Origin of the sequence: Streptococcus sp. 1559, from assembly GCF_013276735.1 — a bacterium.
Lineage (GTDB): Bacteria > Bacillota > Bacilli > Lactobacillales > Streptococcaceae > Streptococcus > Streptococcus pseudopneumoniae.
Genome location: NZ_VMLO01000071.1, coordinates 1 through 10692 on the forward strand (window position 1 = coordinate 1; position 10692 = coordinate 10692).

The 10692-nt window shown below is 39.7% G+C and carries 9 protein-coding genes, 1 other RNA gene and 4 pseudogenes; 12 read left to right on the forward strand and 2 right to left on the reverse strand.

Annotated elements, in window-relative coordinates; genetic code table 11:
* Positions 1 to 230 (reverse strand): annotated as a pseudogene (locus HT688_RS08780) (IS630 family transposase); the annotation flags it as partial.
* Between the two features lie 272 nt (positions 231 to 502).
* Between HT688_RS08780 and comW the strand changes: the two are divergent.
* The 10 genes from comW to HT688_RS08830 all read left to right on the forward strand — a co-directional run bounded on the left by comW (position 503) and on the right by HT688_RS08830 (position 7969).
* Positions 503 to 739, forward strand: a complete 237-nt coding sequence (gene comW, locus HT688_RS08785) for a sigma(X)-activator ComW (RefSeq protein WP_023937504.1) — start codon at positions 503 to 505, stop codon at positions 737 to 739.
* A gap of 230 nt (positions 740 to 969) precedes the next feature.
* Complete coding sequence (locus HT688_RS08790) at positions 970 to 2256, forward strand: adenylosuccinate synthase (protein ID WP_016397785.1); 1287 nt, start codon at positions 970 to 972, stop codon at positions 2254 to 2256.
* Between the two features lie 200 nt (positions 2257 to 2456).
* Complete coding sequence (gene tadA / locus HT688_RS08795; RefSeq protein ID WP_016397786.1) at positions 2457 to 2924, forward strand: tRNA adenosine(34) deaminase TadA; 468 nt, start codon at positions 2457 to 2459, stop codon at positions 2922 to 2924.
* A 32-nt stretch (positions 2925 to 2956) separates the two neighbouring features.
* An RNA gene (gene ffs / locus HT688_RS08800) (signal recognition particle sRNA small type) lies at positions 2957 to 3054 on the forward strand.
* Between the two features lie 56 nt (positions 3055 to 3110).
* Positions 3111 to 3554 (forward strand): dUTP diphosphatase, encoded by a 444-nt coding sequence (locus HT688_RS08805; RefSeq protein WP_000702002.1) that lies wholly within the window; start codon positions 3111 to 3113, stop codon positions 3552 to 3554.
* Positions 3514 to 4071, forward strand: coding sequence for a histidine phosphatase family protein (locus HT688_RS08810; protein ID WP_023937502.1), 558 nt, complete (start codon positions 3514 to 3516; stop codon positions 4069 to 4071). Before HT688_RS08805 ends, HT688_RS08810 begins: the two co-directional genes overlap by 41 nt.
* A 13-nt stretch (positions 4072 to 4084) precedes the next feature.
* On the forward strand, positions 4085 to 5446 hold the full coding sequence (radA, locus tag HT688_RS08815) for a DNA repair protein RadA (RefSeq protein ID WP_078148950.1): 1362 nt from the start codon (positions 4085 to 4087) through the stop codon (positions 5444 to 5446).
* A gap of 72 nt (positions 5447 to 5518) precedes the next feature.
* Positions 5519 to 6016, forward strand: coding sequence for a beta-class carbonic anhydrase (locus tag HT688_RS08820; protein WP_007285146.1), 498 nt, complete (start codon positions 5519 to 5521; stop codon positions 6014 to 6016).
* Between the two features lie 24 nt (positions 6017 to 6040).
* The gene (locus tag HT688_RS08825) at positions 6041 to 6856 is read left to right on the forward strand and encodes a PrsW family intramembrane metalloprotease (protein ID WP_000749767.1); all 816 of its coding nucleotides are present in this window, start codon (positions 6041 to 6043) and stop codon (positions 6854 to 6856) included.
* A 144-nt stretch (positions 6857 to 7000) separates the two neighbouring features.
* A complete protein-coding gene (locus HT688_RS08830; RefSeq protein ID WP_000010164.1) occupies positions 7001 to 7969 on the forward strand; it encodes a ribose-phosphate diphosphokinase in 969 nt (322 codons plus the stop codon).
* Between the two features lie 56 nt (positions 7970 to 8025).
* Here HT688_RS08830 and HT688_RS08835 read toward each other — a convergent pair.
* Positions 8026 to 8873, reverse strand: a pseudogene (locus HT688_RS08835) (IS630 family transposase).
* A gap of 112 nt (positions 8874 to 8985) precedes the next feature.
* Between HT688_RS08835 and HT688_RS11880 the strand changes: the two are divergent.
* Both HT688_RS11880 and HT688_RS08850 read left to right on the forward strand, forming a co-directional pair.
* A pseudogene (locus tag HT688_RS11880) lies at positions 8986 to 9956 on the forward strand (PD-(D/E)XK nuclease family transposase).
* Between the two features lie 335 nt (positions 9957 to 10291).
* Positions 10292 to 10650: pseudogene (locus HT688_RS08850) on the forward strand (helix-turn-helix domain-containing protein); the annotation flags it as partial.
* Between the last annotated feature and the right edge of the window lie 42 nt (positions 10651 to 10692).

The following is a 10692-nucleotide window of genomic DNA, read 5'->3' on the forward strand; positions in this document are numbered from 1 at the left end:
AAAAAAGCATCTGGATGAGACTCTACAAAGGCTTTCAATTCCTCTAAAGGAATCTTTCGGTTTTTGACGACTCGCTTTTTCATCTCTAAGTGTCCTTGTTCACGTAAGTTCTTTTTCCATGTGAAGAGAGTTCTGACGCCGACATCAAAAACCTTGGCTGCCTCGACATGGCTGTGCCCCTCTTTGATGTAATCTAATGCTCGCTGTTTAAAATCTGTACTATATGCCATAGCTTTATTATAGCATGCTTGTTTGAAACTAAGCAACTATACTATGCGTTTTTCTTATTTTAAGATTTTTACCTCAACTCTCTTTTAGTATTTAACGCAGTTAATAAGGTCTATAATAGTCTAATTTAGGTAGTAAATTTGTTCCTATTCTGTCAACTTTTCCTATTTTTTATCTTATTGAGGTTGGTATTTGTACAATTCAGGAATTATTAATGATTAATTAAAATTTTTTGTTAGAATAAGTTCATAAAAAAGAAAAGGAGTATTTGATTATGTTACAAAAAATTTATGAGCAGATGGCGGATTTTTATAGAAATATTGAAGAAGAGTATGGTACTGTATTTGGTGATCATTTTGACTGGGAACATTTTCATTTTAAATTTTTAATTTATTATTTAGTGAGATATGGTATTGGGTGTCGTAGGGATTTTATCGTTTACCATTATCGTGTTGCTTATCGTTTGTATCTTGAAAAGATGATAATGAAACAAGGTTTTATTTCTTGTTGAGATAGTCTGAGTTAATTTCCGAACAAATTTACTTTTTTATGGAAAGATAATAATAAATAGCTGCTTATTTTTCTAAATCATTTTTTAATAGTTGGAAATAGCAAATCTTTCTATTGTTTCTTCTTGATAAAAAGGCGATTTTTTATTATAATAAATTGTAAGATATAATTGCAGGTGAGAGTCCTGCCATGTATGTGAGAAAGGAAGAGCCTGAGGGCTCAGACAAGATTATGACTTCAGTTGTTGTTGTAGGTACCCAATGGGGTGATGAAGGTAAAGGGAAGATTACAGACTTCCTTTCAGCGAATGCAGAAGTGATTGCACGTTACCAAGGTGGTGATAATGCTGGTCACACGATTGTGATTGACGGTAAGAAATTTAAGTTGCACTTGATTCCATCTGGGATTTTCTTCCCTGAAAAAATATCTGTCATTGGGAATGGTATGGTTGTAAATCCTAAATCTCTTGTAAAAGAGTTGAGCTATCTTCATGAGGAAGGTGTAACAACTGATAACTTGCGTATTTCTGATCGTGCGCATGTTATTTTGCCTTATCATATCGAGTTGGATCGCTTGCAAGAAGAAGCTAAGGGCGACAATAAGATTGGTACGACAATTAAGGGAATTGGTCCAGCTTATATGGACAAGGCTGCTCGTGTTGGAATTCGTATTGCAGATCTTTTAGATAAAGATATTTTCCGTGAGCGTTTAGAACGTAACCTTGCTGAAAAGAATCGTCTTTTTGAAAAATTGTATGACAGTAAAGAGATTGTTTTCGATGATATTTTTGAAGAATATTACGAATATGGTCAACAAATCAAGAAATACGTGATAGATACATCTGTTATCTTGAATGATGCGCTTGATAATGGCAAACGTGTGCTTTTTGAAGGTGCACAAGGTGTTATGCTAGATATCGACCAAGGTACTTATCCATTTGTTACGTCATCAAACCCTGTAGCTGGTGGTGTGACAATTGGTTCTGGTGTCGGTCCAAGCAAGATTGACAAGGTTGTAGGTGTATGTAAAGCTTATACGAGTCGTGTAGGAGATGGTCCTTTCCCAACTGAGTTGTTTGATGAAGTGGGAGAACGTATCCGTGAAGTGGGTCATGAGTATGGTACAACAACTGGTCGTCCACGTCGTGTAGGTTGGTTTGACTCAGTTGTGATGCGTCATAGCCGTCGTGTTTCTGGTATTACTAATCTTTCATTGAACTCTATCGATGTTTTGAGTGGTTTAGATACTGTGAAAATCTGTGTGGCCTATGATCTTGATGGTCAACGTATTGACTACTATCCAGCTAGTCTTGAGCAATTGAAGCGTTGCAAACCTATCTATGAAGAGTTGCCAGGTTGGTCAGAAGATATTACTGGAGTTCGTAATTTGGAGGATCTTCCTGAGAATGCGCGTAACTATGTTCGTCGTGTGAGTGAATTGGTTGGCGTTCGTATTTCTACTTTCTCAGTAGGTCCTGGTCGTGAACAAACAAATATTTTAGAAAGTGTTTGGTCCTAAGAGATTTTTAAGATTTGTTTAAGATAGGTCGGGTATACTATAGACAGTTACAAGAAGACCTCCTAACTTGTTGTAACAAATATCCTAAACTTTTCTTTTTCATAATAATCGCCCTATAGAGTCACCGCATTCGGTGGCTTTTTTTGTGTTGGGATTCATGATATAATAATAAAATCGATAAGTAGGAAAAGAGAAAAGAGATGTATTATACGCTTGAAGAAAAAGAAGTCTTTATGAGGGAGGCTTTGAGAGAGGCTGAGATTGCTCTTGAACACGATGAAATTCCAATTGGTTGTGTGATTGTCAAAGATGGGGAAATCATTGGTCGTGGGCATAATGCGCGTGAGGAATTACAGCGAGCGGTTATGCATGCGGAAATTATGGCTATAGAGGATGCGAACTTGAGTGAGGAGAGCTGGCGCTTGCTGGATTGCATACTTTTTGTGACCATTGAACCTTGTGTCATGTGTAGTGGGGCGATTGGGCTTGCCCGTATTCCAAATGTGGTCTATGGGGCTAAAAACCAGAAATTTGGCGCTGCTGGAAGTTTGTACGATATCTTGACAGATGAGCGTCTTAACCATCGTGTAGAGGTTGAAACGGGAATTTTGGAAGATGAATGCGCAGCTATTATGCAGGACTTTTTTAGAAATAGACGGAAAAAATAATTTTGCTTTTAAAATGAATAGGAATGTGATATAATAAATAGTGGAGCAACAGTTCTGCGTGAAGCGGGTCAGGGGAGGAATCCAGCAGCCCTAAGCGATTTGAATTGTGTGCTCTTTTTTTCGTGCTTTTTCCGAATAAATAAGATAGAATAATCTAGAATAAATGATAATAGAAAAGAGAAGATGATGAAAATTCGTGGTTTTGAATTGGTTTCTACTTTTACAGATGAAAATTTATTGCCCAAGCGTGAGACAGCGCATGCGGCTGGTTATGACTTAAAGGTTGCTGTGCGTACAGTTATAGCTCCAGGAGAGATTGTCTTGGTTCCGACAGGGGTTAAGGCTTATATGCAGCCGACTGAGGTTCTTTACCTTTATGATCGCTCTTCAAATCCTCGTAAGAAGGGCTTGGTCTTGATTAACTCAGTTGGGGTCATTGATGGGGACTATTATGGAAATCCTGGGAATGAAGGGCATATTTTTGCACAGATGAAGAATATCACAGACCAAGAGGTTGTTCTTGAAGTTGGAGAACGTGTTGTCCAGGCTGTCTTTGCTCCTTTCTTAATTGCAGATGGAGATGCAGCTGATGGTGTGCGAACTGGTGGTTTTGGATCAACTGGACACTAAGATGAAGATTATCTTTATACGTCACGGGGAGCCAGATTACCGTGAGTTAGAGGAGCGTTCTTATACGGGATTTGGGATAGATTTGGCGCCCTTGTCTGAGAAGGGACGGCAGCAGGCCCATAAATTGAGCACCAATCCTTTACTCCCTTCAGCTGAAATAATCGTATCTTCTGCAGTCACAAGAGCTTTAGAAACGGCTTCTTATGTGGTTTATGCTACGGGTCTTCCTTTAAGAGTAGAGCCTTTATTACATGAATGGCAGGTCTATGAAAGTGGCACAGATAATTTTGAAAAAGCTCGTACTATGTTTCTAGAAAATAAGGGGGAGTTACTTCCTAATAGTCCTATTCAATATGAGACAGCTACGGAGATGAAGTCTCGTTTTCTAGAATGCATGGCTAAGTATCGAGATTACCAGACCGTGATAGTGGTAACTCACAACATGCTCATGCGTCAGTTTGTGCCAAATGAGAAGATTGATTTTTGCCAAGTGGTTGAGTGTGAATTAGAGATATAGAAAGAGGTTTATCATCGCAAAGAAAAAAGCGACATTTGTATGTCAAAATTGTGGGTATAATTCACCTAAATATCTGGGGCGTTGCCCCAACTGTGGGTCTTGGTCTTCTTTTGTAGAAGAGGTTGAGGTTGTCGAGGTCAAAAATGCGCGTGTGTCTTTAACAGGTGAGAAAACCAAGCCCATGAAACTGGCTGAAGTGACCTCCATCAATGTCAATCGAACCAAGACAGAGATGGAGGAATTCAACCGTGTACTTGGAGGCGGAGTGGTACCAGGAAGTCTCGTCCTCATAGGTGGGGATCCTGGAATTGGGAAATCAACCCTTCTCCTACAAGTCTCAACCCAGTTGTCCCAAGTGGGGACTGTTCTCTACGTCAGTGGGGAGGAGTCTGCTCAGCAAATCAAGCTACGAGCAGAGCGCTTGGGTGATATTGATAGTGAGTTTTATCTTTATGCAGAGACCAATATGCAGAGTGTTCGTGCTGAGGTGGAGCGTATCCAACCAGACTTTCTCATTATTGACTCCATCCAGACTATTATGTCTCCTGAGATTTCAGGGGTGCAGGGCTCTGTTTCTCAGGTGCGTGAGGTGACGGCTGAACTTATGCAGCTGGCTAAAACCAATAACATTGCCATCTTTATCGTAGGTCATGTGACCAAGGAAGGAACATTAGCTGGGCCTCGTATGTTGGAGCATATGGTGGATACGGTACTTTACTTTGAAGGGGAGCGTCACCATACCTTTCGTATTTTGAGAGCGGTCAAAAACCGTTTTGGCTCCACTAATGAGATTGGGATTTTTGAGATGCAGTCAGGTGGCTTGGTTGAGGTTCTTAATCCGAGTCAAGTTTTCCTAGAAGAGCGTTTGGATGGAGCGACTGGCTCATCAATCGTTGTGACCATGGAAGGGACGCGTCCTATTCTTGCAGAAGTGCAGGCCTTGGTGACACCGACCATGTTTGGAAATGCCAAGCGTACGACGACAGGACTTGATTTTAACCGTGCTAGCTTGATTATGGCTGTTTTGGAAAAGCGGGCAGGTCTTCTCTTGCAAAATCAGGACGCCTATCTTAAATCTGCTGGCGGTGTCAAATTGGATGAACCTGCCATTGACTTGGCCGTTGCTGTTGCTATTGCTTCGAGCTATAAGGACAAGCCAACTAATCCTCAGGAATGTTTTGTGGGAGAACTGGGCTTGACAGGAGAAATTCGGCGCGTGAATCGTATCGAACAACGTATCAACGAAGCTGCTAAGTTAGGCTTTACTAAGATTTATGTACCTAAGAATTCCTTGCCAGGAATCACTCCGCCCAAGGAAATTCAGGTCATTGGCGTGACAACGATTCAGGAAGTTTTGAAAAAGGTCTTTGCATAATCCGTGACAAATTCTCTTAAAAATGATAAGATAGGAGAAATATTTGACTATCAAATTTTCAAGGAGGGAATCGTGTCGTATTTTGAACAGTTTATGCAAGCTAATCAGGCTTATGTTGCCTTACATGGGCAGTTAAATCTGCCACTTAAACCCAAAACAAGAGTAGCTATTGTGACCTGTATGGACTCTCGTCTGCACGTTGCGCAAGCTCTGGGCTTGGCACTTGGGGATGCTCATATCTTGCGGAATGCAGGTGGTCGAGTGACTGAAGACATGATTCGTTCGCTAGTTATTTCCCAGCAACAAATGGGGACAAGAGAGATTGTGGTATTGCACCATACAGACTGTGGTGCTCAGACCTTTGAAAATGAACCTTTTCAGGAGTATTTAAAAGAGGAATTAGGTGTAGATGTGTCAGACCAGGACTTCTTGCCCTTCCAAGATATAGAAGAGAGTGTACGCGAGGATATGCAACTGCTTATCGAGTCTCCCCTAATACCAGACGATGTCACTATCTTTGGTGCCATTTACAATGTTGATACAGGAAGTATGACAGTCGTAGAATTATAAATACTTCATTTAGAAAGAAAGTGTATGAAGAAAAGCAGTATTTTATTTATTTTTATTTTATTGCTATGTATTGGTTTACAGTATGAAACCATCTACTATACGGACGGTTCGAGGTCAGGTGCGGAATATGGACTAATGGGAGTTTCTATCTTTCTAGCTCTCTTTTACATGATTCCGGCTCTTTATTTTCTCTTCCGTATTGGGAAAAAATGGGAATTGCCAAAGAAGGTTTTGATTCTGTCTTTATTGGGAGGGATGTTCCTTTCAGGCTGGTTGTCTAGCTTTGCGAATACCTATATCCATGATTTGCTGGGTATGCTTTTTCCAGATAGTACATTTTTAAATGCCTTTGAAAGTGCTATTGTGGCTCCTTTGGTAGAAGAACCCTTGAAATTATTGCCACTTGTTTTTGTTTTGGCTTTGATTCCTGTGCGAAAATTAAAATCTTTGTTTTTACTTGGAATTGCTTCCGGTTTGGGATTCCAAATGATTGAGGATATTGGTTATATTCGTACGGATTTGCCAGAGGGCTTTGACTTTACTATTTCGCGAATTTTAGAGCGTATCATCTCAGGAATTGCCTCTCACTGGACTTTTTCAGGTCTAGCTGTAGTAGGTGTTTACTTGCTTTACAGAGCCTATAAAGGACAGAAGGTTGGCAAGAAACAGGGCCTTATTTTTCTAGGTTTAGCCTTGGGAACTCACTTCTTGTTTAACTCTCCTTTTGTGGAGTTGGAAACAGAGTTGCCTTTAGCGATTCCAGTGGTTACGGCTATTGCTCTCTATGGTTTTTATCATGCTTATTGCTTTGTTGAGAAACACAATGAGTTGATGACCTAGAATATTTTTCAAAAGAATGATGCAAGGGTACAAATATGGTGCCCTTCTTTTATTTTTGATTGAAAAATAGTGCAAAAAGCGCTACAATGGTAGATGGAAAATCTTGTGAAAAGCACAAGTTATACATATATACCGGAGGAAATCATGTCTTTTTCTGATTTAAAGCTGTTTGCCCTTTCTTCTAATAAAGAATTGGCAGAACGTGTGGCGCAGGAGATTGGGATAGAGTTGGGGAAATCAAGTGTTCGCCAATTTTCAGATGGAGAGATTCAGGTCAACATTGAAGAATCAATCCGTGGGAAACACGTCTTTATCCTACAATCAACTAGTTCGCCTGTAAATGACAATCTGCTTGAAATTTTGATTATGGTAGATGCTTTGAAGCGTGCGAGTGCAGAATCTGTCAATGTTGTCATGCCTTACTATGGGTATGCACGTCAGGATAGAAAGGCGAGAGCGCGTGAGCCAATCACTTCAAAACTTGTCGCAAATATGCTTGAAGTAGCTGGAGTGGATCGTTTATTGACCATCGACTTGCATGCTGCGCAAATTCAAGGATTCTTTGATATTCCTGTGGATCATTTGATGGGTGCTCCTCTGATTGCAGATTATTTTGAGCGTCGTGGTATGGTTGGTTCTGACTATGTGGTTGTCAGCCCGGACCATGGAGGGGTGACTCGTGCTCGTAAGTTGGCAGAATTTTTGAAAACATCTATCGCTATTATTGATAAACGTCGTAGCGTTGATAAGATGAATACTAGTGAAGTTATGAACATCATCGGTAAGGTTGAAGGCAAGACTTGTATCTTGATTGATGATATGATTGATACCGCTGGAACGATTTGTCATGCGGCAGATGCTCTTGCGGAAGCTGGTGCTGTTGAAGTCTATGCAAGCTGTACGCACCCAGTTCTTTCTGGTCCTGCTACGGACAATATCCAAAAATCAGCTATTAAGAAATTGGTTGTTTTGGATACTATCTATCTGCCAGAAGAGCGTTTGATTGATAAGATTGAGCAGATTTCAATCGCTCATCTTCTAGGGGATGCTATCGTACGTATTCATGAAAAACGACCACTTTCTCCACTTTTCGGTATTGAGAAAAAAATTTAATGACCAAGCCTGAGATGGTTCTCAGGTTTTTTCGTCTTTTTTCCGAATAAATATAGTCAATTGAAACAAGAACAAGACAAAAGAGCCTCGTAAAAGGTATTGCAACTTGGTAATACCTTTTTGAGATGCTTTTTGATATGAGCCCATGTCTTCTCAATAGGATTGTACTCAGGTGAGTAGGGAGGAAGGGGTAAAAGTTTATGCCCAAACTCTTCACACAAGAATTCTATTCTAGCTATTCTATTGGAATCTTGCATTATCCATAATAATAACTGAGGGTGTATTTAATGTCGGTAAGAGAAATTTCTGAAAGCAAGCTTCAAAAAAGTCGCTCGTCATTGTTTCTTGGTAAGTTATTGGAGCGATTAACTCACCATTTGTTAGCCCTGCAACCAAAGAAATCCCCTGATATCTTCTTCCAGAGACTTTACCTCCTATTAACTGACCTTTTGATGAGCAACCATATTCTCGATAAAAGTAAGTATCGAATCCTGTTTCATCAATATAAACAGGTGCTAAGTGCTTTAAACTATTAAAATTCTTAAGAAATAAGGATACTTTTTCTGGGTCTTGTTCATAGTAGGTGTGGTTCTTTTTTTCGAGTGTACCCCATAAATTTGAGCGCATAGTGGATAGTAGTTGGATGACAGCCAAATTCAGAAGCTATTTCAGTCAAATAAGCGTCTGGATTGTCAGTAAGATAGTTTTTAAGTCTATCTTTATCAACTTTTCTTGGTTTTGTTCCTTTTACTTGATGGTTTAGCTCTTCTGTTCCCTCTTTTAGCCTTAACCAGCCATAAATGGTATTACGTGAGATTTGGAAAACCTGTGATGCTTTTGTTATACTACCTGTTCGCTCACAATAGCCGAGAACTTTTTTACGAAAATCTATTGAATATGCCATAAGAAGATTATACAACATTGTGTACTGTTTTTGGTTCATTTTACTATAGATAGAAGCAGTGAATCTAGCAAACCTAGATTTAAAAATGTGCTATAATGAAAGGAGAGAAAGAATGATTCTAAGACATCCGGGCATTAGCTCAACCAATGATTTGGACGCTAAGAAAATTTTCAGCAATCCAGAAATCACTTGTCAATTTATTCGCGATATGCTGGATTTACCAGCAAAAAATGTGACCATTTTGGAAGGAAGTAACATTCACGTCTTGCCTTCTCTGCCCTATTAAGCACAAGATTTCTATACCAGTATTGATGTCTTGGTGGAGTTGGATAATGGAACCCAAGTAATCATTGAAATTCAAGTTCATCATCAGAATTTTTTCATCAATCTCCTGTGGGCTTACTTGTGCAGTCAGGTCAATCAAAATCTAGAAAAAATTCGCCAATAAGAAGGAAACGCTCACCAAAGTTATAAACACATCGCATCAGTATACGCAATAGCTATTGTGGATAGTAATTACTTTCAGGATGATTAAGCTTTTCATAGCTTTAGTATGCGAGAGGGAACGACAGGTGAAGTCTTAACCATCACAAACAATGGACAGGAAAACCATCTAGTCAAGATGGTATTCTTGGAATTAAAAAATACAGAGAAACCAGCAAGGATAGCGTTCGCAAGCCATGGTTGGAGTTTTTCGGGAATAAACCCTTTACCCAGCGCCCCGAGCGAGCCATCAGCCAAGCAGACCAACTGCTAGATTACAAGAGCTGGTCCGAGGAGGACAGGAAAATGTTTAGTCAACTACGTATGCGTGAAGAACAAGCCTTACTCGCTCATGACTATGCATTGGAACAAGCGGAGGAAAAAGACTTAGAGCGTGGTCGTGCAGAGGGGCTTGAACAGGGACTGGAGCGTGGTCTTGAACGTGGACGAGCTGAAGGGATTGAACAAGGGCGAGAAGAAGGCTTGGAACGTGGGAAACTTTTTGCCTTTCTGGATATGGTTCGCCAAGGACTTCTGACTTCCGAGGTTGCCAGCCATCAGCTGGGTATGAGCGTCGCTGAGTTTGAGTCCTTGCTATGAGGTCACATTTTTTTAATATAGTAGAAAGTTAATGAAATGGCGAGTTATTTCTAAAATACTTGTCATTTTTGCTTGACATTTGGAAGGGGGATAGGATAATACCATAGAAGTGAGTTCTGTCCGACTATCGATATGGATTAGATATGTGAAGTTTGACTCAAAGTTTAAGAAATTTGTGAGATTTTCACTTGGGAGATACGGTATTTGAAGGGTATTTCATCTCACAAAGGTGTTTTTTCAACCTTTTTTGAAAAAAATGAAAGCTCTTCTAGGCATAAGAAAACACCTCTGTGTTATACTTGTTGTTCAACCACAAACACAAGAAAGGCACAGAGATGCAAGACAATTATACTACAAAAGCCAAACAAAAGAAGGAAAATCAAATAGAGAAATTGCCTCTTTGCTTGGAAAAGCTCCTCAAACTATCCACACTGAAATCAAGCGTGGGACAGTCTGACAATGTCTTGGAAAAGGGCGCTTCAAAGAGGTTTATTCTACCGACTATGCTCAACAGTCTTATGAAAACAATCGCAGGCGCTCGGTCAAGAAATCAAGCTTAACCAAAGAACTAAAGGAAAAGATTCTCCATTATCATAATCAAAAGTTTTCTCCTGAAATGATGGTTATGGCTAAAGGGGTTAACGTGGGAATTTCAACCATTTACTATTGGATTCATCATGGAAAATTGGGATTAATACTAGACTAAAATCAAAAAGCATTATATAATAGTAATATG